The sequence below is a fragment of the Glaciecola sp. G7-5 genome, from assembly GCF_055808975.1.
Genome location: NZ_CM147892.1, coordinates 2,924,884 through 2,948,001 on the forward strand (window position 1 = coordinate 2,924,884; position 23,118 = coordinate 2,948,001).

Genomic DNA, 23,118 nt, shown 5'->3' on the forward strand with positions numbered 1-23,118 from the left:
TGTGACTTTTCGTAAAAGCTTGTCGTCTACCTACAAAATCGCCAATAGTGGCGGCCATTGTTAAGGAAAAACGCAAATGAAAAAAACAATTGTTAGTATCAGTATAGCCATGATTTTACTTGGCGGGTGTGCATCAAGCCCGTCAATTAGTGAAAAAGATATCTTCGAACAATACCCAAATATCAGTCAAGCAAGTACGCTTATACAAAAAGCCAATGACGACAATTTAGCGTTTTTTGCACCAGAGCAAATGAAAGAAGCTCAGCGCGTTTATGAGGAAGCTTTAAAAGATGCTAAAGCGGGTAAAAGCGATGCTGCAAAACTTGCAAGCGAAGCGGTGGCTAGAGCAAAAGCAGCCCGAGTGCAAGCGGATAACGCAAAATATACTTTTGAGGAAGTCTTGCTCGCAAGAGAAAAAGCGCTTGTGGTAAATGCGGCGACTGTGTCTCCAGAAGAATTTGAAGAAGCTGAGCAAACCTTTGCTAAGGCCATAGCACAATTAGAGTTTGGTCAAGAAGCGAAAGCAAAACGTGATATCGAGGCGCTTAAAAATCAGTACTTAGCGATTGAATTAGCGGCCCTTAAAAAGAATATGCTAAGTTTCGCACAAAAATCGGTAGCGAACGCTGAAAAAGCCGATTTAGACGATGTTGCGCCAAGAACCGTTGCTAAAGCAAAAGATGAACTAAAGCTTGCTATGGACACCCTTGAAGCAAATAGAACCGATACCGCGAAGGCGAATATTCATTCAAACCGTGCGATATGGTTGATTAAGCAGGCCGAAGGTATTGCTGATATACACGCTTACTTTGAAAATGCTGACTTTGATGAAGAACAAAAAATATTGTGGTATCAAGACCAGTTAAGCACGGTGGTAGCACCTTTTAATGAAGACGTGCAGTTTAACAATACCAACAAAGAAGTAGTTGCGGGTTTGCGTCAACAAGCGTCAGTTTTGGTTAATAGCAATGCGTCGTTAAGTGCACAATTAGATTCGGCGCAAACACAAGTACAAAGCATAACTGCAGAGTCACAATCTCAGGCAAGCAGACTTGAGCGCGACAAGGCAGAAGCCTTAATGCAAGCGCAACTATTGCGTGAAAAAGAAATTGCAGCGAAAAAAGCAGACGATGCACGTTTTGCAGCAGTGCAATCAATGTTCTCTGAAGATGAAGCGACAGTTTATCGTCAACTAGACAACGTGTTGATTCGTGCGCAAGGTTTTTCATTCAAATCTGGTGGTAGCGAAATCGAATCTTCAAATTTTGTGATGCTTAACAAAATAACTGACGCAATTAAACGCTTCCCAAATGCAAGCGTTGTAGTGTCTGGTCATACTGACTCGACGGGCAGTGCTGAGCTAAACTTAGAACTGTCAAAAGCAAGAGCACAAGTGGTTGCTAACTTTATTACTCAGGTGAGCGACATTGAAAGTAGCCGTGTTACCTCAACGGGTTATGGAAAAGACAAGCCAGTTGCATCAAATGAAACTGCTGAAGGCCGAGCCGAAAACAGACGTGTTGAAATTTTGATTGTGAATAAGTAATGTATCTAAAGCGGCCTACTATGTAGGTCGCTTTTTTTTAGCCTATTTGGAGATTAAGATGAGTATCGATGAAGAGCAACTTAAAGCCCTTTGGCCCGATGATCCAGAACCTATTGACGACAAGCTTGCACTTAAAGCGGTTTTGCAAAAATCCGAAAAAGCGGTGGCGGTAAAAGACGTGGCGAGTCTTTTTGTTGGGTGGATTTGGGTTGTTCTTTTAGGCTTTGGCGCTTCAGCTTATTCAGCAAAAAGGCGTTTGGCGCTACACAAACAACAAAAACAAACAGCGGTCAACAAACCATCAAATAATGGATTATAGGAAAAATAATGAATATCAGCGCGTGGACTCAATCATTTAGTAATGCACTTTCTCGGTTTTGGACTGAAATTGCGGGGTTTTTACCCAATCTTATTGCCACTATTTTGGTGGTTGTCATTGGTCTTTATGTATCAAAGTTTGTTACCAAATGGATAGCAAAGCTTGTTGAGAAAGTAGGCTTTGACAAGTTATGCAAAAAGTTAGACATCGATAAAGGTCTGCAGGCACTTGGCTTTAAAGCAACGCCATCGCGCTTAATTGGCGCAATATTACATATTTTCTTTGTTCTGATCATATTAGTGGCGGCAGCCGACACCCTTGGCCTTGAAAGATTCTCGGCTATTTTAGATGAGTTTGTATTGTATCTACCGAAGATATTTGGTGCGATGCTAATCACCTTGGTGGGTCTATTTATTGCCGCGAAAGGTAAAGCGCAGGTTGAAACGTCACTCGAGAATTTTGGCGTAGAGTATGGTTCATCTGTGGGTAGAGTGCTTCAGGTGCTAGTGCTATTTATCACCTTTTCTTTGGTTGTGGGTCAATTGGAACTTGAGACTGAACTGCTCAATACCATTTTTACTGTGCTTATTGCTAGCTTAGGTGTAGCCTTAGCATTAGCTTTAGGCTTGGGCACAAAAAGTATTGCCAATAGCATAGTATCGGGCATTTATGCCCGGGAACAGTTACTCCCAGGGGACGAGATAAAGTTTGACGACTTTGTGGGTAATGTTGTGATGGTAAGCACCGTAAATACGCTCATTGAGAATAAAGATGGTGAGCAGTTAAGCATCCCAAATCAAGAGTTACTGACCAAGAAGTTCACCATTGTAAAGCTTGCTAAGCAAAAATAAGGGAATCAGACATGAAAGCCACAGAGCACGGTGTTGATCGTGTCTCTGATCGGCTGTCTCAAATGGAAGATGCTGAGTTGGTGCGTATCGCCCAACTCCAATTACCTTATGTGACAGCAGCCTATGAAGTGCTTTTTCATCGATATCATAAACCGCTAGTAAAGGTATGTTATCGATACCTACGTTCCATGGAAGAAGCTGAGGAAACGGTTAGCGATGCAATGTTTAACGTGTTTAACAATATTGTTAGGTTTGAACAACGCGCCAGTTTTAAAACGTGGGTATACAAAATCACCCATAATTTAGCCTTAACACGTTTACGCAAAAAGCAGCTTGATACCGTAGATATTGACGAAGCTTCTCATCTGCCCGCGCAAGAAGGCGGTGATATGATGAGTGAAGGTAAAGAAAAAATAGACAAATGGCTTGATTCACTTAATGTCGAAGACAGGTCTATTATCGTTTTTAGAGTGGTAGCCGGTTTAGAGTTTGCTGAAATTGCAGAGATTATTGGCCAAAAACTCAGTACCGTAAAAATGCGTTTTAAGCGGGCCTTAGATAAAGTAGAGCAAGCAAACGAGAGTTAAACATAGTACTTTTTATTATGCTTTTTCTACGATGCAGTTTTTAAGTTCAGTCGCGTAAAAAAGCTAACTATCCCATTTTATCGCTAACAAACACAGTGTGTATGCATGTTTTCGCTTTTTTTCATTAGTATGGAATAGTCAGCCTCGGTGCAAGAGCCATCCATGGCCCCATCTTCCCCAACTTTCATATCTGCAAGTATTCGTTACTCGTTACGAGCTAAGCTATATACATAGACGCAAGCTTCGTTCTAAAAGTCACAAAAAAATTGAAATATTTAACAGGAAATCAATTCCTTAAGGCACTAAAAGGGTAATCGACAAGGTCGCAATGAGATAAAACCTTAGTTCTCTAGCCTTAGTCTAAACTTACGTTTACAATAATAATCTATCGAAACGCTTGTAATTTCGTACTTTGTTTATTGTTTACTTAACATTTCCAATGGAATCAATACCTTGTCTATTCCAACTGTTCATAAAAACACGTCTTCTAATATTGTTATCGTTGGCGGTGGGGCGGGCGGCCTTGAATTGGCAATAAAATTAGGTCGCCATTATAAAAAAAGTAACAAAAAAGTCATTTTAGTTGATCAAAACCGGACACATATTTGGAAGCCCTTACTGCATGAAGTCGCTGCAGGCTCTTTAGATCCTGACATTGACGGCGTAGATTATTTGTCATTGGGTACTAAAAATGGTTTTGTATTTCATTTAGGCACGATGACCAAACTTGACAGAGAATTACGCAACATCACCCTGGCACCATTATTAGATGATGAGGGTAATCTTGTTTTAGATGCCCGTGACATCGAATATCAAAAACTCATCTTTGCGCTGGGCTCAGTCACTAATGACTTTGGCACCGAAGGCGCGAAAGAAAACTGCATCTTTTTAGATTCCCCGCGCAGCGCACAAAAATTTCATATTAAGTTACTTAACGAGTTTTTGAAGCTGCAGTCGGATCACAGTAATAATTCGCTAGAAATTGCGATTGTTGGTGCCGGTGCAACAGGTGTTGAATTGGCCGCTGAGCTATATAAAACGTCTGAATTACTGACGTCCTATGGTTATAATCATTTATCGAGCAATCGTTTAAAAGTGAGATTAATCGAAGCCGGTCCCAGGCTCTTACCAGCCTTACCTGAACGAATTGCCGAAAGCACCAAACACGAGCTGGAAAAGCTCGGCGTAGAGATAATGTTAAACACAGCAGTGTCGCAGGTAAGTAATGATGGTTTACACACCAAAGACGGTCGTTTTATTAGTAGCCGCATGTCTGTGTGGGCGGCAGGGATAAAAGCGCCCGACTTTTTAGCCAACATCGGTGGTCTTGAAACCAATAGAATTAACCAGCTTGTTGTTCAGCCGACCTTGGTCAGCGCGAGCGATGAAAACATTTATGCCATAGGTGATTGTGCACACTGTATATTGGCTGATGGCGCAAAAGTTCCGCCACGTGCACAATCCGCGCATCAAATGGCCAGTCATGTGTTTAAAAATCTAAAGCTACTCGACAACAACAAAACGCAAGTCGACTATGAATATATCGACTATGGCTCCTTAGTGTCACTTTCGACCTATTCTACCGTAGGCAGCCTAATGGGTAACTTAACCAAAGGGAGCATGTTTATTGAAGGCCGCTTAGCACGCATTGTTTATATTAGTTTATACAGGATGCACCAAGTGGTGATTTACGGGAAGCTCAAAACCCTGCTGTTTATGTTGGTAAACCGAATCAACCACAAATTACGTCCCAATTTAAAATTACATTAAACCAATATTTTAGTTGTTAATTCGATTTGCTAACACGAGGCTGGGCAATGAAATTATTTAATAAAAAGTATCATACACCTGGCACGAAGCCCGGCACATTGAATGTTAACGACAACAATAAAGTTTATAGCGTAAATCTCTATGACTACAATCAGGAGCATTTTGACGCCTTTGCCGATGTTGGTGTTGAAAAATGCAAAGATTTTATCCAAAGCAATTCTTCTACGTGGATACACGTACAAGGCGATCCTTCAAACAATACGATGAAGCAGCTTGCGAAAAGTTTTGGTATTCACGAATTGTATGTAGAGGATATTCTGAATGTTGGGCAGCGACCGAAAAGTGAAATTAACGACCAACAGATATTTCTCATTATGAGTTTGCCACTAAAACAAGATGGCAATGCGCATATCGAACAAGTTAGTTTGTTTCTCGCTCATAATACTCTTATTTCCTTTGTAACAGGCAGCACAAATCCTTTTAAAGCAGTAGTTGAACGCTTAGGTAAGAACATAGGTAAACTGCGTAAACAAAAAACCGACTACCTCATGTATGCCCTAATTGATACGGTGATTGATTTTGGTTTTCCCTTACTTGAAGCCTACTCCGATAAAATACAAGGGCTTGAAGATGAGTTGTTAGAAACTAAGAATGAACGTTTATTAGCAGAAATTCACCAACTTCGTCGTGAACTGCTGTTGATTCGACGACGTTTATGGCCGCAACGAGAAGTGGTCAATGAATTGTTGCGTGCAGACGATAATCCTTTGCTCTGTGAAACCACGCTTTTGCATCTTCGAGACTGTTACGACCACGTTATTTCAATCATGGAGATGCTAGAAACCTACCACGAAATGACATCGGGCCTAATGGAACTCTACCTCACGAGCGTTAGCCTTAAGCTCAACGATGTAATGAAGTTTTTAACGATATTTACGACTATTTTTATTCCACCTACGTTCATCGTTGGCCTTTATGGAATGAACTTTAGCAACAATGCGAGCCCCTTTAATATGCCCGAACTTTCGTGGAAATATGGCTATGTAATGGTCTTAGCTGTAATTGCCGTGACCATTAGCGCAATGTTGTACTTTTTTAGACGTAAAAAATGGATTTAAATAGAGTATAAAAGCGCCTAATTAGTATTCATTTCTGACGTAACTCGCTTTTAATGGCGTATTTATATCACTCGTCATCATGCCGGTATCTAATGACACGGTAAGGTCGTTTGTGGTCGATAGTTGTTGGTATTGCTCAGTTGTTAGCTTGGCATTAACCGCGTTAATTATTGGGTATGTATTTGCGACTTGTCCACCAATCGCCTGTACTTCTTCTACTACCTTTTCAAAGTTATTCGAATGAACAATATAGGACTGCGGCGCGTTGGAGGAAACACTGCGCTTCACTGCCATTTGCTCTGAAGGTTTTATATCACTAGATAGACCGCGGCTTTCATTTAATTCTAATTCAAATAATGAGCCGATTAACATCACACTACCTGCTAAAGCGCTGCCCGCTAAAATCGCACCAAATGTTGCGTTCATACTTAATTTACTCCATTTGCTTTGTGATTGATTATTTTCTTCATCACATTATTTTCGTTCTTATAGTATGTTTTGCATGAAGCTTGCCAACATTGTGCTTAATTTTATCTACATGATATTTAAAGGGAAAAAATAATAGCAAGGTGGAGACCGAAAAGTAGCTTAAATACGAACTTAAAAAATGAACGAAAAGTTTATTTGTTAATTCATTTTTTTATTCACTCTTTAAAACCACTACTGGTTAGCCACTAAATTATAAATTTTTTATAAGCTGGCATAGAACTTGTTGAAGTGTTTTTATTGTCGTTAAAAATAAAGCCAAATATGAAAAGTAAAACTAAGAATCTTGTCCATTTTTGCACCCAAAAACCGAAAATGGTTTACCTCATTTTACTGCTATTAGTGCTAGTGTTTAGCGCCCAAATACAACGCATCCAAATCGATACCGACCCAGAGAATATGCTAGATTCAGAGCATCCGGCTAGAGTATTTCATAATCAAGTGAAGTCTGACTTTACGATGTACGATGCTATTGTGGTTGGCCTTGTTAGCAATGATGAATCGGGTGTTTTTACGCCAAAGCTATTGACTGACATATATGACATCACAGAGACAATATTGTCAATTGAGGGTGTCGTTTCAGCGGATGTCATGTCCATTTCTACCGTAGATAACATCACCCAAGCAGGGCCGGGTACAATCAGGTTTGAATGGATGATGGATAAGCCGCCTCAAAGCCTTGAAGAGAGTGCTCAAATACAAGCTTCTTTGGCGCGACTGCCTTTGTTACAAGACACGATTGTGTCTACAAATGGCAAGGCAGCGGCTATTTATGTACCCATAGTAGATAAAAACCAGAGCTACAAAATTGCCGAGCAAATCCGCGATCAGGTCAAGCAATTAGACAGTCCTGCAAAGTGGTACATCACCGGTTTACCAGTTGCTGAAGACCAGTTTGGTTTCGAAATGTTCATTCAAATGGGGATATCAGCCCCTTTGGCCGGCCTTACTATATTCATCCTACTGTTTATCTTCTTCAGAAACATCCCGCTCATTATCGCCCCTATGATTGTTGCAATGTCGGCAGTGTTAATCACGATGGGCGCTTTAATAGGCATGGGGTATACCGTCCACATTATGTCGTCAATGATTGCTATTTTCTTGATGCCCATCGCGGTGGTTGACTCCGTGCATATTTTGTCTGAATTTAGCGACCGATATAAACCCGGCCAAGATTTACAGGCTACTATTGAAGAAGTGGTAGGGCACTTGTTTACGCCCATGCTATATACCTCAATTACCTCGTCTGTGGGCTTTTACTCGCTAATGCTAACGCCCATCCCCCCAGTTCAAATATTTGGTGCTTTTGTGGGTAGCGGCATATTGCTCGCGTTTGTTATTACCATCACTTTTATGCCTGCGTATTTGCGGCGGATGAATGTCGCTTCTCTTGAGAAACTTCAAGATGTCATGCATGACAGCCAAGGCGGCAGCAAAATTGCTCAATTTGCTAAATCATTAGGTGGCTTTGCGCTTAAATTCAAAGGCATGTTGATATTCGCTTTTGCGAGCATTTTTGTTGTATCGGTATGGGGAATCACGCAAATACAAATTAACGACAATCCCGTCAGGTGGTTTAAACAAAGCCATGAAATTAGAGTGGCCGATAAAGTACTTAACGAAAATTTTGCTGGCACCTACGACGCCTACATAGTGCTTAGTGCAAACGATTCATTGCAACCACTTGAAGAGCTTATGCAGCAGAATCTGCCTGATAGCTTACGCGGCTGGGTGAGCGAACAACAAGACGGCTTGGCAGGGCAGGCGCTTAATGAACAATATCAACAAGCCATTATCAATATTGACGATAAATTGTTCACGCAGCTAAGGGCCGATGAAGAGCGTTATTTATTGGGACTTATGGATGAGATAGAAAGTAGTTTGAGTCAATCCAAAGCTTTTCAATCTCCAGAGCTACTTCAATACATGGCGTCACTGCAAAGCTATTTGCAAGAATCGGGTTTAGTTGGTAAATCAAATTCACTTGCGGATGTAAGTAAAATCGTTAACCGTGAACTGCGTTCTGGCAATGATAGTGATTATCAAATACCTAATTCAACACAAGCTGTGGCACAAAGCTTGTTGCAATATCAGTCGTCACATCGCCCCGGTGATTTATGGCATTTTGTGACGCCAGATTATCAGCAATCACTCATTTGGCTGCAGTTAAGTTCGGGCGACAATCAAGACATGAGCAAAGTTATTTCGCTTGTTGATGACTACATAGCTAACAATAAATTGCCAGACAATATCAGTTTAGGCTGGGCGGGAAAGGCTTATATTAATGTGGTTTGGCAAGATAATATGGTCGCCGGTATGCTTGATAGCTTGGTGGGCGCCTTCATCATTGTATTTATCATGATGACGTTATTATTCCGCTCGGTCGTTTTTGGCTTATTAGCAATGTTGCCGTTGACCATTACGATTACCTTTATTTATGGTCTTATTGGCATCATCGGTAAAGATTATGATATGCCCATTGCGGTGCTGTCTGCCTTAACTTTGGGTTTATCGGTTGATTTTGCGATTCACTTTTTGGAGCGAGCCCGTGAGGTGTATAAAAACTGCCAAGACATCAAGCAAACCTTTGCGCTGATGTTTGACGAACCCGCTACAGCCATTACCCGTAATGCGCTTGTTATCGCACTTGGATTCACGCCGTTATTGTTTGCCCCGTTAGTACCCTATATTACGGTAGGTATCTTTTTAGCCAGTATTATGGCGATATCAGCCCTAGTAACATTATTAATTTTGCCTGCGGTGATGACCATGGGTAAACGTTATGTATTTAATTCAAAGGAATAAAACTATGTTAAAAGTAGCTTCTAAAATTATGTTTGCTTTGCTTGTGTGCGCGTCTTCTGCAGGCGCAATAGCGCAGGCAAACCTAAGTGAACAAGTGAATGTTAACGACATAGTGCAAAGAGCAGAGCGCGCAGCCTATTATAGTGGGCAAGATGGGCGCTCGGATGCACGTATGATGATTGTTGATGCGCAAGGAAGAAAGCAAATGCGTCAATTCACTATTTTGCGCAAAGATATTAAAGACAATGGTGATCAGCAAATGATGGTGTTTTTCTCACGACCGTCTGATGTCAAAGATATGGTATTTCGAGTTGAAAAACACGCTAGCCTAGAAACACCAGATGATCGCTGGCTATATTTACCAGCGTTGGATTTGGTTAAGCGAATTTCCTCTGGCGATAAACGTACTTCGTTCGTGGGTTCTCACTTTTTTTATGAAGACGTATCGGGCCGTGCAATTCTTGAAGACGACTTTGTCTTGCAGGAACAAAACGACAGTGATTACATTTTAAAGGCGACGCCAAAAGACCCAAGTAGTGTTGAGTTTGATTGGTACATCGTGACTATTAACAAGGCGACTATGCTGCCAATGCGAATAGATTTTTATACAAAAGACACTAACGTAAGGCGCGTAGAAGCGGTGCTTGTGGAAGAAATTCAAGGCTATCCTACCGTAGTACGTTCAAAGGTAAGTGACTTGCAAAGCGGTGCTTACACCTTGATGGAGTTTCGAAATATATCTTACGATATTGGCCTTGAGGACGACGTTTTTAGTGAGCGCAGTCTACGCAATCCACCTAGAAAATGGTTAAACTAATATGAAGCTAAGATTTATCGCCTTTGGGTTGTTGCTAATTACAGGGTCTGTCTATGCTCAAGATGAATGGGCTATGGACGAGTGGGAAGAAGTCAGTGAAGAGCCGGCCTCAGCCTTTTCTGGCTTTGGGGAAATTGCGCTTGGTGGACGGGTCTTTTCTGATGAGGCGATAAGTAGCGACAAAACGCTAGCGGATTTACGCGTGCAGCTTCAGTGGGATAAAGACTTTGAGGACTCAGGGCTAAAGTTTATTGCTGACCTCTATTACGACGGTGTGCTTGAAGAAACGCGCGTTCAACTGCGCGAACTCGCCTGGCAAGGTAACTTAGGCTTTCTTGAAAAGTGGGGAATGAACTGGGGCAAGAAAGTTGATCTAAAGGCCGGCCAGCAAGTGCTTACATGGGGTACTGGTGACTACGTTTTTTTAAATGACTTGTTTCCAAAAGACTTTCAGTCCTTTTTTGCGGGGCGCAATGATGATTATTTAAAAGCGCCGTCGCTTTCAGCAAAATTTTCTGGCTTCTTTGATTGGGCAAATATAGATTTGGTTATTACACCTGAGTTTACCCCTGATAATTATATAAACGGCGAATACTTTTCTTTCTTTTCGCCCTTTGCTCAAGAAAATGTTGCGCCGCGTTTTAGCGTAGACTCACCACTGCAACCAGAATCTCCTGAGTATGCTGTGCGCATATACAAAAACATTGCTGGCAGTGAATATGCCCTATACGGGTACAGAGGCTTTTATAAAACACCCTCTAGCTTTACTGAATTGGCAGAGCCTTGGTTTGCAGAATTATCTGTTTATGGAGCAAGCCTGATTAGGCCTTTTGCAAGTGGCTTGTTGAACGCAGAAGTGGCTTACTATTATTCCTTAGACGACAAACAAGGTACAAATCCATTAATACCAAATAGTCAAACGCGTTGGCTACTTGGCTATGAACAAGAATTGCTTAAAAACCTTAACTTAAGTGTGCAGTGGTATGCAGAGCAAAATCATGACTATGAAAAGTTGCAAAGTAATTCTTCCTATCCCGATTTAGAGCCCGAAAAATTGCGGGTAGTGTTAACACAACGCTTACGTTACCAAGCTATGCAACAAACGCTCACCCTTAATCTATTTAACTTTTATTCAACAAGCGATAAAGACGGCTACCTTAAATTGAGTGTTGATTATAGTCCGGTTGATGAATGGCAATTGTCTATTGGAGCAAATGCTTTTTATGGTGAAGAAAACTATACTTTTTTTGGGCAGTTTAAGGATGCGAGCAACCTTTTTGCACGATTCAAATACTATTATTAATAGGGTAAGATAATGCCCCTTAAAATAGACTATCAACAGAGACCCTAATGGCATCACCAAAAGTTCATAATAGTATTCGTCAATATCATCGCTGGTTAGGTTTCTTTTTAGCGGGGATCATTTCTATATATGCTATTAGCGGCGTATTACTCATATTTAGAAAGACAGATTTTCTTAAGTTTCCACAAACAGAAATACGTCAATTAGAGGCGGGGCTAGACGCGCAATCATTAAGTGCGCAACTGAGCTTAAAGGACTTTGCCGTGGAGTCTGAATCAGCACAGCGCATCAGCTTTAATACCGGGCATTACGACAAGCAAACGGGAAAAGTTACAACTTCCTATACTGATTATCCTATGCCTTTAGCAAAACTCGTAAAATTACATAAGGCTACTCATAAAAGCCCTTTGTTTTTTCTTAATATCTTTTTTGGCTTATCACTTTTATTTTTTGTCGTGTCGGCATTTTTCATGTACATGCCTAAGTTAGCTTTCTTTAAAAATGGCGTGAAAATTTCAATTGCGGGCGCCATTTTTGCGCTATTGGTAGTTATATTCGCATCTTAATGAGTGATTGCAATAATTTGCACTCTAGCCTTTCTTTGCTACCTTATTTGATACTATTCGCTCAACATAAAATCCAACTTATCCGTCATTCCCGCGGAGGCGGGAATCTACCAACGAATCCTTTAACTATCTGATTTTACTGTATTTAAAGGAGGTTTCCGCCTCCGCACGAATGACGTTTTGATGGTATTTACTCACCGAGATTAACGCTACGTTTGCTTCATTGCATATCGCAAGTCGATTTAGCCCGGTACTGGCTTGGATTTGTGCCCACAAACTTCTTAAAACACCGGCTAAAGTGACTGACATTTAAAAAACCTAACTCAAAAGTAACATAGGTTACTGAATAACCTTGATTCAATAAAACCTGCGCGCGTTTTATTCGTAGTTGCTGTTGAAAAATAGATGGGCTACAACTTAGTACTTGTTTAAATTTTTGAAAAAATTTGGTTCGGCTCATACAGGCAATTTTGCATAGGGTTTCTATATCTAGGGGCTTGTGCAGATTTTCTTCTATATAAGATATTGCTCTACTTAGGCCGTTTTTAGAAGGATCTATGCGGCTAAAATTTACAATCATTTCGCGCGTTTGATGGCGTAATAGCCTCGCCGTTAACTCTGAAACAGCAAGATCACTTAAAAAATGTCGGTCGGGGTGGTTTTCAGTAAATATATGGACAATTCGGCCTAACAAGGCTTGAGTCTCTTGACTGTGCGGGATGTGGATCATTTGTTCGCCATAGTGCCACTGGTCATATTCGTTGGGTAATGGCGCACTTTTATTCAGATGTTCAGCAACCTGATTTACCTTGTCTTTTGATATTTCAATGGCTAAGCAGGTGGTAGGCGTATGATGTTGTGCGTTAGGGAAATCAATTTCAACGCGCTGGTCAGGGGCTAAAATAAAGGACTCGTGCGGCAAAAACGCTTTGTGATAGTTTTCATCATCTAAATGCATTATTTTTTTGCCCGAAATCATACCACAGTAAAGCAGTTGATCAGATTGCAGCGCGACACGTTCGGCGCTTTCAAAGGTATCGTAAATACTCAGCTCAGCGTCAGAAGCTGCAAAACTAATTTTATTTTCGACCATAGTATAGGGCTGTTTACGCTGCTTTTGCACAAGTTCATTAATCACTTACTTTCCTCACTTTACCATCATAAAAGCCAATGGGTACTCAAAGACAAATTTTTAGCACTCACAGTCAAGTAGACTCAACAATTAACATTTATGTTGCATATGTCAAACAAAAAAACAACAAAGAGGCTAATATGATATATGAAAATCCAGGCACAAAAGGTGCTGTTGTAAACTTTAAGTCACAGTATGAAAACTACATTGGTGGTGAATGGATAGCTCCGGTAAAGGGTAAATATTTTGATAACCCAAGCCCTGTTAATGGGAATGCTTTTTGTAAAATTCCTCGCTCTAGTGCAGAAGATATAGATTTAGCGCTAGATGCAGCCCACAAGGCGAAAGACGCATGGGGGAAAACCTCAGTTGCAGAACGTTCAAATACACTGCTAAAAATAGCCGATGTAATGGAACAAAACATAGAGATGTTAGCTGTCGCTGAAACGTGGGATAACGGCAAAGCCGTGCGCGAAACGCTAAATGCGGATATTCCTTTGTGTATTGACCACTTTAGGTATTTTGCCGGTTGTTTGCGTGCCCAAGAAGGTACCATGGGAGAAATAGACGAACACACCGTTGCTTATCATTTTCATGAACCTTTAGGCGTAGTTGGTCAAATAATCCCATGGAACTTCCCACTACTAATGGCGGCATGGAAATTAGGACCGGCATTGGCAGCAGGAAATTGTGTGGTGCTTAAGCCTGCTGAGCAAACGCCAGCATCAATTCTTGTGTGGCTTGAATTGATTGGTCACTTGTTGCCAGCAGGCGTTTTAAATGTTGTTAACGGTTACGGTAAAGAAGCGGGTGAGGCACTTGCAACGAGTAAACGTATTGCCAAACTTGCCTTTACCGGTTCAACACCTGTAGGCCAGCACATATTGAAATGTGCCGCCGACAGTTTAATTCCCTCCACAGTTGAGCTAGGTGGTAAATCACCTAATGTTTATTTTGAGGATATATTTAATCACGATGATGATTACCTTAGTAAATGCGTAGAGGGCGCTGTACTTGCTTATTTCAATCAAGGCGAGGTTTGCACTTGTCCCTCACGTTTGCTTATCCAAGAAAGCATTTATGATAGGTTTATCGCGCTAGTTATAGAGCGAGCAAAATCAATCAAGCGCGGCAATCCTTTGGATGACGAAACTATGGTAGGCGCACAGGCCTCTCAACAACAGCACGACAAAATCTTAGATTACTTGGAAATTGGTAAAAAAGAAGGCGCTGAAGTTTTGCTTGGCGGTGAAATCGAATCCCTAGACGATGATTTAGCCAGTGGCTACTACATTAAACCAACCTTGTTAAAAGGGGATAATTCGATGCGCGTCTTCCAGGAAGAAATTTTTGGTCCGGTAGTCTCTACATGTACTTTTAAAGATGAAGCCGAAGCGCTTGCTATAGCCAACGATACTGACTTTGGTTTGGGCGCTGGCGTTTGGTCGCGCGATATGAATGTAGCGTATCGTATGGGGCGGGGTATTCAAGCTGGTCGGGTGTGGACAAACTGTTACCATTTATATCCAGCCCACGCCGCTTTTGGGGGTTATAAAAAATCTGGGGTAGGCCGCGAAACTCATAAACTCGCATTAGGGCATTATCAACAAACGAAGAACATGCTTGTGAGTTATGACGTTAATCCGCTAGGATTCTTTTAACGACACCTAAGGTTTTACGCAAACTGTCATGCTCGCGAAGGCGTAATGCGGTTCGGTTAAGCAAAAAACATCAAAAACGTCATTCCCGAGGCGGCGGGAACCTCGTTGGAACACAGTAAAATCAGATAGTTAAAGGATGTGTTGGTAGATTCTTGCCTTCGCAAGAACGACGCTTGTTAGGATTCGTGCTTAATCGTTCAGTATTACGCCGCCGCGGGAATGACGGATATGTTTGGATTTTATGTTGAACGTTGGCAAAGTAATGGTGGAACTGATATAAAGCACTGTGTAAACCGCCATTACCTTAAGGTCCGCCATGTATAACACTTTAATTTTTTTACTTATATTGAGCTTTTCAGGCGCAAGTATAGCCAAAGATGGAAGCAGTAATTGGTATTTAGGTGCTGGGCTAGGTAGTGCTAGTTTCAACGAAGGTAACTTTAGCGCTAGTGATACTTTGTTCTCTGTTTCTGGAGGCTACGTTGTTAATCAGCTTTTTTCGCTCGAAGCCAGCTACTTAGATCTTGGCAGCGTTTCTAGCCGCATATTACCTGATGACATATTAAGCCTATATCAGGATACTTTGTCGATAAGTGCGAGTGGTTTTGTTCTTAATGCTAAGTTTAGCTGGGAGCTTGCTGACGCGCTTGAACTTTCAGCTAAGGCTGGGATTTCCATTATCGACAACGACAAAAGATGGTTGGGTGGCACCGTTATTGACGAGACACTTGCGGATGATACTGGAGGCACCGAGGCAGAGCTTTTTCTTGGCTTACAAATTCGTTATCAAATCACTACGGCCTACTCAGTTGAACTGAATTGGGATAGATTTACAGTTGAAGATATAGATGTTGACGGAGTTTACGCTAAAGTTAACTATCACTTTTAGGCGCATGTTCTCTGGCCATATTTACGCATGTAAATATCTTCTAAAACATCCTCTTTTGCATTGGTGACCTTATTTAGCAGATTCTTGCATACGCATAATACTGTTCCCTTAACATAAAATTCAAACATATCCGTCATTCCCGCGGCGGCGAAATGCTGTTCGGTCAACATAAAATCCAAACATACCCGTCATTCCCGCGGCGGCGGGAATCTGCCAATACATCCTCTAACTATCTGATTTTACAGTGTTCCAAGGAGGTTCCCGCCTCCGCGGGAACGACGTTTTTGATGTTTTTTGCTTAAGCTAAGGGTGTTATTCCTGCGCGGGAAAGGCTAGATTTTCTTTGTGACTTTAGTTGCTAGCGAACATGGCAACAATATTGCTAACTCATCAATATGAACGCCAAAATAATTACGCTAGTATGAATCATTGTATAAAAATTTCTGCCATGCTTTTAGCCGTGGGCCTTGTTGCGTCATGCGGTGGTGGGGCTGGAGAGTCTGCGCCTGCTTCGCAAACGGTGCTTCCTCAACCAACTAAAACTCAGCATACGGTTAGTACTTCGCTCTCCACAGGGGGGCAAATATCTGCCAGCCAGGTAGTCGTTGAAGAAGGCGCTACGGCGCAGTTTACCCTTACGCCTAATACATACTATCAGATAGATAGCGTGAGTGGTTGTGGTGGTACTCTGGCGGGTGCAGACTATACAACGGCAGCGATTTCAGCGGATTGTACTGTCTCGGCAAGCTTTTTATACAATAATCAAGCCCCAAGCGTTACAACGCTAAATGAGCAAAGTGTTGATGAATTTGCAAACGTAACCCTATCAGCGACTGCCAATGATGTGGATGGCACAATCGCAAGCTATTTATGGACACAAACCAGTGGTATAAACGTTAATATCGCCAATCCTACTAGCCCTTCGGTTAGCTTTACGCTTCCTGCCATCAGCAAAAATGAAAGGCTTGAATTTGCCGTCACAGTAAGCGATAACGAAGGCGCTCAAGCAACAAGCAATAGCGTGCTTTTTGTGCAGCATACGCCAATTGTTGATAGCGAAGCCCCAGCAAACGTAGTATTGGTAGGTGCTAGCGCCTTGTCTACAAGTTCAATCAGTATTGAGTGGCTTGAGACAAGCGACAATATAATGCCTAGCGACGAGATAAAATATACCGTCTTCGTTGGCCAAAGCGCTGGTTTTGTCCCTAACGCACAGAGCAACAAGTTGAACCTTATTGGGCAGAGTAGTGCGAAGGTTGAAGGTCTTTTAGCAAATACGCTTTATTACCTTGTGGTTTCAGCCGAAGACGGCGACAACAATATTAGTTATTCGAATCAAATTAGTGTTAAGACCATGGCAAGTGAGCCTGTGGTCAATAATAGCCAAACTATCAAACAGCTTAATAGTGTTGTCGTTTCAAACAACCTTTTACAATACCAGCTTAATGATGGAGAGCTAGCACCTGCGGTAGGCGAAATTATCGTTTCGTCAAGTGACACTGGCTTATTGAGAAGAGTCACAAATGTGACCGTAAACGGCGACTCAGTGGAGGTAGAAACGGTCCCAGCCTCGTTAAATGAAATCTACACTGATGTTGATATTAATACTACGGTTAAGCTTATTGATATCCCCGATGTTACTGGTTCAACGGGTAATCAAGGCCAAGCATTATCTTTGAATAGCAATAAGCAAAACGCGCTGAATACTAAAAGCGCAAAACGAAGCTTATATTGGGATGCTAGCTCACTAATGCTATCGCAAAACACCATTGTCGAAAGTTCGTCTTCTACTACCACTAAAACCACAAGCGCAAATCAAAACCTAATAACTAACAAAAGCACGCAAACACAGTTAGCTAATGCTTTTGACCAAAGCCAAGTTATTAATGATAAATACCTTAGGCTTACAGGCCCGAGCCGAGTAGTATTCACCCCAAACCAAGAAAATATTTTTGATATTCAAGCTGAGGTGATTAACGATCCCAATAGCCAATTAGAACTTGTCGACTTCACTTTGATAAAAGTGGCGCACAATCGTTTACTTGCAGAAGAAGCTAATTTTAATGCCTCAGTGAGTGACGTCAGCCAAGATTCAAATACTCACGATAAAATCTTGCAGCTAACCTGGACACCCGCGCAAAGTGATATAGATGCAAGCACATCGCAGCCATATATAGCGACCTTTCGTGCCAAAGTTAGAGAAAAATCGTGTAGTGTTTCGTGCCTTAAAAGTACCGCGACCATCAATGTAAAAATACATGTTGCTAACTCCTCACTCCCAAATAGCAATGCAATTGCATTTGAAACTGCAGATGCCAACAGTAATCTTAGTATTGAAGGCGACGGCCAATATCGCTTTGAGCCAGAATTAAACATTGCTGCAAAAATTGAAGACGCCTCAATGAGCAAAGCTCATACTCGCTTAAGTGGATTTATGGACTTGCAAGTTGAGCTTAAGGTCGCAGCAACACAAGCCGGTGAAGTTACGGGTAGGAATGAATTTATTCGTAAATCTTTTACTAAAGTGTTGGTTATTGGCACAGTGCCTGTGGTTATGCATGGTAACTTTATACTCAGTGCTGACTACAACGCACAAGCTGCTGGCGCTCTAGAAATTACTCAAAATTTTGATATTGCTTATTATTTTGAGGCGGGCTTTGAGTATATCAACGGTAGTTGGACGCCCGTATATACAGGAACGCCAAATCTTAACTACACCTTAGCAAGTGGGGCAAAATCGGAGCTTTTTACAGAACTTACCTTAGTGCCAGAAATTCAGCTAAGTGTCTATGAGCTAAGTGCTGCCCATATTAAAATTGAACCAAGCGTGTACGGCGAGATGGCCCTTGAAGGTAGCTTTGTCGATGTAAACGATATACCTGCCAATGATGCAAGCTATACTAATGAAGACACCGGCAGTTATTATTTTAACAAACTTGCGGCTGGCCTTGGTACGGAACTAAAGCTTAACGCCGACTTTTCCGCTTTTGATAACTTACTTTTGCCATGGCCGCAAAATAGCGATGAACTTTTGTCCTTTACTGTGCTTGATACTGCGCAGCTATATGGCATCCCGGCCATCAGCATACAAGATAGCGTCGTTACAGATACTTCAAACAGCTGCGCGATAGCCGCTATTGCCCAAATCGCGGCTCCTTCAGTTTCTATCGCAGAACATCTAAACTTTAGTCCTTGGGAGGACCAAAGCATGACTTGGTCGCTTTCTTCAAACTTAGACAACAGCCTTGCGCAAAATAATGTGCAAGTTATCAACGAGGCAGGCCAATCACAAGCGCAAACATTGGCGCGCAGCCTGGCACAATACAATTTGCGCATGACCGGCTTTAGTGAATTAGGCGCATGGGCTAGGCAATCAAAAGCATTCAGTTTTACATTTACCGACAACAACAACGATTTATTGCCCGACTATTGGGCCAAGCAATATGATGTCACTAGCGCAACAAATGACAGCGACAACGACGGTGTAAATAACCTTGATGAATTTAAAAACTGTACATTGCCCACAAAGCCAGACAGCGATAATGACGGGATGCCCGATGGCTGGGAAATAGCAAATGCCTTAAATCCGGTTTTAAACGATGCTGACTTAGACAGTGACAATGACCAACGCAGCAATCTACAAGAATATCTTGATGACTCTAACCCTCAAGTAGAGGACCAAAATCAAGCGCCAGTAGTTGATGCAGGACAAGATCAAAGCGTAGGTGAATTAACTAGCGTTTCACTTAGCGCTACTGCAAACGATGGCGGTGCCATTGATAGCGTTGTTTGGGTGCAGATAGCAGGGCCCTTAGTCGGTCTATCTGCTAATCAATCACTGAGCACATCCTTTACTGCGCCTGACGTTGATGAAACGAGCACGCTGACTTTCGAATTTACCGCATTTGATAATAGCGCAGCGTCAAGTAGCGCCCACGTGAACGTTACAGTTAATCCGCTGGTTGTTCCGAATGTCGCGCCTTCAGCGAACGCTGGTGTTGATGTAAGTGTGCTAAGTGGACAAAGCGTTGCGCTTGACGCGAGTGATTCAGTCGATAGTGACGGTAGCATAGTGTCTTATGCTTGGGCTGTGCAAGAGCAACAAAGGCTCGCTATTAACGATTCAAATGCAATAACTACCCATTTTATCGCGCCTGAAGTGGTGGCAACTACGATTTATAAAATATTGCTAACGGTGGAAGATGATCAAGGCGCAACCGACACGAGCTTAATTCAAGTTGAAGTGAGCCCTAATCCCGACCTTCCTGCATTAAGTAAGGTTGCTTTGTCGCAATTAAGCGATACAGTCGTGATTTTTAGAGATAGTAATAGCGCAAACTTACACAGCACACTTGCACTGCGTTTTAGCGATGAGAGCCAAGACAGCCAAGAGAGTTCAAGCGTTTATCTTAGCTTTGAGCAAATGAACGCCGATAACAACGAAATTAACACAATCAATAGTCAATCCACACTTAATTGGTATATTGAGGACACGACCTTAGTTATTGAAAGCTCACTCTTTGCTGAGCGGCGCCTGCAATTTGATGATGCAAGTATTGATATTAATGACCTTGCCGAAGATTTGGCTAGCATCATCGATACTATCCCCGAAGCTAACTTTGTTGTAAGCGAAATCTATAAGCCGAAATCTTTAGTCACGGATTCTTTGAAGGGCTATTCGTTTACCATTTTAGCCAACTCTAAAAATACGCTTGTTGACTTTGTGAGCAGTACTCATGCGTTTATTTATGAGCAAGGGTCAAGTGATATTCAATCAAGCACTTGGTCATATGAAGCAAATGAACAGGGCGATAAACTACTGAGTTTAGAGTTTGATAACGATGATCCCGTACTCGACAATTATGCGTCTTTTAATACCTGGGACAGCCTTGGAGACGAGCTTATTGTCGATATTTCGGTGCTAGCAGAAATTGATAAGCCTATTGAAGATTTAAGTTTTAGTGACCCTAAGCTAGCAGCCTGCGTGCAAAGTACGGCGCTGCGCAATTTTTGGTTAAGCGTAGACGAACTCGATAGCCTAGACTGTAGTGACCACGATATAGCGAGCGCACAAGGGCTAAATCAATTACCAGAGCTGCGAACTCTAGATTTAAGCGGGAATGAATTGCTTGGTATCAACCTGTCTACGCTCAGCAAGTTAGAGACGCTTCATCTACATAACAACCAATTAATCAGTATCGACTTTAGTAATAATCCATTGTTGACTACGGCGACTTTGACTAATAACAATATGAGCAATGCGTCGATTGCATATTTAAGTGCAATTTCATGGATTGATAGCCTGACCTTTGACAGTAGCGTTGTTGTCCCTAATGGCAGTGATTTTGTCATGCTAGTCACCCTTGAAGCCGAGCAAGAGTTTAGTATCGTCGCCGATCCTAGTTTTGACTATGATTACTCAATCGACTGGGGCGACGGCACGCATACTTTTAATCATACTGAAAGTACATCGCATACTTATGCTGAAGCGGGGGCCTACCAAATTACGATAAGTGGTGAGTATCCGGCTTTTAGATTTTGTACTGACAATAGCGGCTGCGATAATTTCAAAATTGATATAATGCAGTGGGGCAGTAACGAATGGTTATCTATGGAAGCGGCGTTTTCTGGCCTTGAGAAATTTACTATTTTAGCCAGCGATACGCCAAACCTAAGCCAAGTCAATAATATAAGCTTTATGTTTTACAAAGCGACTAATTTTAACAGTGATATTAGCGCATGGGATGTAAGTTCGGTTACCGAGATGGTATTTACCTTTGGTTTGGCTTCAAGTTTTAATGGTGATATTAGCCAGTGGGACACAAGCAATGTAATGGACATGGGCGGCTTGTTTTACTTTGCCTCAAGTTTTAACACCGATATTAGCAATTGGAATACAAGTTCGGTTACCCGCATGCACTCTTTATTTGCCTTTGCTTCCAATTTTAATGGCGACATTAGCCAGTGGGATACAAGCTCGGTAAGCTACATGGCCACGATGTTTTTGGGGGCGAGTAGTTTTGATGGCAACCTAAGTCTTTGGGATGTAAGCGCGGTAGATAATATGAATAAAATGTTTTACGACGCCACCAGCATGAGCGGCAATTTGAGTAATTGGGCGGTAAAAAACAGCGTAAGTCACACTGATTTTACCCACGATGAGAGCTTATTAGTAGAGCCAATCTGGAAAAACTAGATAAGCCTTTTATGCTTTAATAATAGCGCGCTAAACATAATGGCAACGCCTATACTTAGCATATAGCTCTGTTCACCGCCAAATAAAAAGCCGATTGAATAAGCTGGCGTACAAATGGCTAAGGTGCTTATAAACACAAGCTTAGACTTGCCCAACAATAAATACAGTGGAAATACTAAGCTGTAAAAAAATAAGAAGCTCTTGTACAAGGTTTCTTCTAGTGGCAAGTTGACGATGGGAATGAGGCTTTCTTTTGCTAATGACAATAATCCCAATACTAACAACGAAAATACACCAATGCCTGAAAACATTGTGGATGACTTCAGGTATTTTTGTGATCTTAATTCGTCACAATGTGCAGCCATAGTAAAGGCGGTTTGCAATACCAAGAACAAGATGACGGGGTATAATATTGCAGTGAAAAGCGATTGTTGAAAAAACACTTCACTTAAATTAGCTGCGTATACAAATACAAAACACAACAAACTCAAAAACAAAATGCCAAAGGCCACAGCAAAGCTAGCTTTAGGGTTTTGGCTGTTTTTGAAGGCGCGATGAAACGTAATATCTAAGTAAGGTGAAAAAATAAAACCAATGGCTAAAGGAAGCAATGCGTGCACCCAATAGCCCTTCGCACTTATATCTATAGGGGCAAAGTCTTGGCTTAAAAAATGTGCAAACAATGCAATGGAGATGCCGTAAAAAACCAGCGCCCAAAGATTAATATAGCGTTTTGTAAAGTAGATCCCTAACGCTAGGCTCAGCGTCAACGGCAGCAGCGCTGCTTGCTCAATTACCATACTCAACCAGCCGATGAAAAAAAGTTGATAGGCGATAGTTACATAGGAAAAGCCAGCAATAGCAGACTTATGTTTACGCTCAAAGTTTTGTTGCTGTTGGGCGTTTTTAAAATAAAAACCCATTGCCATTGCGCCGCCTATATTAAATAGGGTGAATGCTGCAAGAGCTGGCCAGCCGTAATCGCGCATTAGTATTAATGGGAAAAACCCGCCAAGGCACCACAACCAAGAACAAGCTAGGTAAACGCTATTTTGTAGGGTATTAAGCAAGT

Annotated in this window: 16 protein-coding genes; 13 read left to right on the top strand and 3 right to left on the bottom strand. The window is 41.7% G+C overall.

Features of this window, described 5'->3' with window-relative positions; genetic code table 11:
* The first annotated feature begins 76 nt into the window (after window positions 1-76).
* The 6 genes from AC0L6H_RS12885 (at window position 77) to corA (ending at window position 6,191) form a co-directional block, all read left to right on the top strand.
* Window positions 77-1,546 carry an OmpA family protein gene (locus tag AC0L6H_RS12885; protein ID WP_473389425.1) on the top strand — a complete coding sequence of 490 codons (1,470 nt, stop codon included), beginning with the start codon at window positions 77-79 and terminating at the stop codon, window positions 1,544-1,546.
* Window positions 1,547-1,604: 58 nt separating this feature from the next.
* On the top strand, window positions 1,605-1,865 hold the full coding sequence (locus tag AC0L6H_RS12890) for a hypothetical protein (protein ID WP_473389426.1): 261 nt from the start codon (window positions 1,605-1,607) through the stop codon (window positions 1,863-1,865).
* Window positions 1,866-1,873: 8 nt separating this feature from the next.
* Window positions 1,874-2,716, top strand: coding sequence for a mechanosensitive ion channel family protein (locus tag AC0L6H_RS12895; RefSeq protein ID WP_473389427.1), 843 nt, complete (start codon window positions 1,874-1,876; stop codon window positions 2,714-2,716).
* 11 nt (window positions 2,717-2,727) lie between these two features.
* Window positions 2,728-3,303, top strand: a complete 576-nt coding sequence (locus tag AC0L6H_RS12900; protein ID WP_473389428.1) for a sigma-70 family RNA polymerase sigma factor — start codon at window positions 2,728-2,730, stop codon at window positions 3,301-3,303.
* Window positions 3,304-3,756: 453 nt separating this feature from the next.
* Window positions 3,757-5,073 (top strand): NAD(P)/FAD-dependent oxidoreductase, encoded by a 1,317-nt coding sequence (locus tag AC0L6H_RS12905; RefSeq protein ID WP_473389429.1) that lies wholly within the window; start codon window positions 3,757-3,759, stop codon window positions 5,071-5,073.
* A gap of 47 nt (window positions 5,074-5,120) precedes the next feature.
* A complete protein-coding gene (gene corA, locus AC0L6H_RS12910) occupies window positions 5,121-6,191 on the top strand; it encodes a magnesium/cobalt transporter CorA (protein WP_473389430.1) in 1,071 nt (356 codons plus the stop codon).
* A gap of 21 nt (window positions 6,192-6,212) precedes the next feature.
* On the opposite strand, the gene AC0L6H_RS12915 is transcribed toward corA, so the two are convergent.
* Window positions 6,213-6,617, bottom strand: coding sequence for a hypothetical protein (locus tag AC0L6H_RS12915; RefSeq protein ID WP_473389431.1), 405 nt, complete (start codon window positions 6,615-6,617; stop codon window positions 6,213-6,215).
* Between the two features lie 324 nt (window positions 6,618-6,941).
* Between AC0L6H_RS12915 and AC0L6H_RS12920 the strand changes: the two genes are divergently transcribed.
* From AC0L6H_RS12920 to AC0L6H_RS12935, 4 genes are read left to right on the top strand one after another with little or no spacing between them, the layout of a single operon-like run.
* A complete protein-coding gene (locus AC0L6H_RS12920; protein WP_473389432.1) occupies window positions 6,942-9,482 on the top strand; it encodes an efflux RND transporter permease subunit in 2,541 nt (846 codons plus the stop codon).
* Window positions 9,483-9,486: 4 nt separating this feature from the next.
* Window positions 9,487-10,299, top strand: coding sequence for an outer membrane lipoprotein-sorting protein (locus AC0L6H_RS12925; protein ID WP_473389434.1), 813 nt, complete (start codon window positions 9,487-9,489; stop codon window positions 10,297-10,299).
* 1 nt (window position 10,300) lies between these two features.
* Window positions 10,301-11,602 carry a hypothetical protein gene (locus tag AC0L6H_RS12930; RefSeq protein WP_473389435.1) on the top strand — a complete coding sequence of 434 codons (1,302 nt, stop codon included), beginning with the start codon at window positions 10,301-10,303 and terminating at the stop codon, window positions 11,600-11,602.
* 47 nt (window positions 11,603-11,649) lie between these two features.
* Window positions 11,650-12,168, top strand: coding sequence for a PepSY domain-containing protein (locus tag AC0L6H_RS12935; RefSeq protein WP_473389437.1), 519 nt, complete (start codon window positions 11,650-11,652; stop codon window positions 12,166-12,168).
* Window positions 12,169-12,388: 220 nt separating this feature from the next.
* On the opposite strand, the gene AC0L6H_RS12940 is transcribed toward AC0L6H_RS12935, so the two are convergent.
* Window positions 12,389-13,306, bottom strand: a complete 918-nt coding sequence (locus AC0L6H_RS12940) for an AraC family transcriptional regulator (RefSeq protein WP_473389438.1) — start codon at window positions 13,304-13,306, stop codon at window positions 12,389-12,391.
* Between the two features lie 134 nt (window positions 13,307-13,440).
* Between AC0L6H_RS12940 and exaC the strand changes: the two genes are divergently transcribed.
* The 3 genes from exaC (at window position 13,441) to AC0L6H_RS12955 (ending at window position 22,046) form a co-directional block, all read left to right on the top strand.
* Window positions 13,441-14,961 (top strand): acetaldehyde dehydrogenase ExaC, encoded by a 1,521-nt coding sequence (gene exaC, locus AC0L6H_RS12945; protein ID WP_473389439.1) that lies wholly within the window; start codon window positions 13,441-13,443, stop codon window positions 14,959-14,961.
* 316 nt (window positions 14,962-15,277) lie between these two features.
* Window positions 15,278-15,850, top strand: coding sequence for an outer membrane beta-barrel protein (locus tag AC0L6H_RS12950; RefSeq protein WP_473389440.1), 573 nt, complete (start codon window positions 15,278-15,280; stop codon window positions 15,848-15,850).
* Between the two features lie 367 nt (window positions 15,851-16,217).
* Window positions 16,218-22,046 carry a BspA family leucine-rich repeat surface protein gene (locus AC0L6H_RS12955; protein ID WP_473389441.1) on the top strand — a complete coding sequence of 1,943 codons (5,829 nt, stop codon included), beginning with the start codon at window positions 16,218-16,220 and terminating at the stop codon, window positions 22,044-22,046.
* Here the strand turns inward: AC0L6H_RS12955 and AC0L6H_RS12960 are convergent.
* The gene (locus AC0L6H_RS12960) at window positions 22,043-23,116 is read right to left on the bottom strand and encodes a hypothetical protein (protein WP_473389443.1); all 1,074 of its coding nucleotides are present in this window, start codon (window positions 23,114-23,116) and stop codon (window positions 22,043-22,045) included. The two genes, AC0L6H_RS12955 and AC0L6H_RS12960, sit on opposite strands and share 4 nt — an antisense overlap.
* Window positions 23,117-23,118 lie beyond the last annotated feature (2 nt).

What these genes read in the sequence shown, in the direction of transcription:
- AC0L6H_RS12890 (WP_473389426.1), top strand. Translation starts at nt 1,605, where the DNA reads ATGAGTATCGATGAAGAGCAACTTAAAGCCCTTTGGCCCGATGATCCA.
- corA (WP_473389430.1), top strand. Translation starts at nt 5,121, where the DNA reads ATGAAATTATTTAATAAAAAGTATCATACACCTGGCACGAAGCCCGGC.
- AC0L6H_RS12885 (WP_473389425.1), top strand. Translation starts at nt 77, where the DNA reads ATGAAAAAAACAATTGTTAGTATCAGTATAGCCATGATTTTACTTGGC.
- AC0L6H_RS12915 (WP_473389431.1), bottom strand. Translation starts at nt 6,617, where the DNA reads ATGAACGCAACATTTGGTGCGATTTTAGCGGGCAGCGCTTTAGCAGGT.
- AC0L6H_RS12895 (WP_473389427.1), top strand. Translation starts at nt 1,874, where the DNA reads ATGAATATCAGCGCGTGGACTCAATCATTTAGTAATGCACTTTCTCGG.
- AC0L6H_RS12950 (WP_473389440.1), top strand. Translation starts at nt 15,278, where the DNA reads ATGTATAACACTTTAATTTTTTTACTTATATTGAGCTTTTCAGGCGCA.
- AC0L6H_RS12955 (WP_473389441.1), top strand. Translation starts at nt 16,218, where the DNA reads ATGGCAACAATATTGCTAACTCATCAATATGAACGCCAAAATAATTAC.
- AC0L6H_RS12900 (WP_473389428.1), top strand. Translation starts at nt 2,728, where the DNA reads ATGAAAGCCACAGAGCACGGTGTTGATCGTGTCTCTGATCGGCTGTCT.
- AC0L6H_RS12920 (WP_473389432.1), top strand. Translation starts at nt 6,942, where the DNA reads ATGAAAAGTAAAACTAAGAATCTTGTCCATTTTTGCACCCAAAAACCG.
- AC0L6H_RS12935 (WP_473389437.1), top strand. Translation starts at nt 11,650, where the DNA reads ATGGCATCACCAAAAGTTCATAATAGTATTCGTCAATATCATCGCTGG.
- AC0L6H_RS12930 (WP_473389435.1), top strand. Translation starts at nt 10,301, where the DNA reads ATGAAGCTAAGATTTATCGCCTTTGGGTTGTTGCTAATTACAGGGTCT.
- exaC (WP_473389439.1), top strand. Translation starts at nt 13,441, where the DNA reads ATGATATATGAAAATCCAGGCACAAAAGGTGCTGTTGTAAACTTTAAG.
- AC0L6H_RS12925 (WP_473389434.1), top strand. Translation starts at nt 9,487, where the DNA reads ATGTTAAAAGTAGCTTCTAAAATTATGTTTGCTTTGCTTGTGTGCGCG.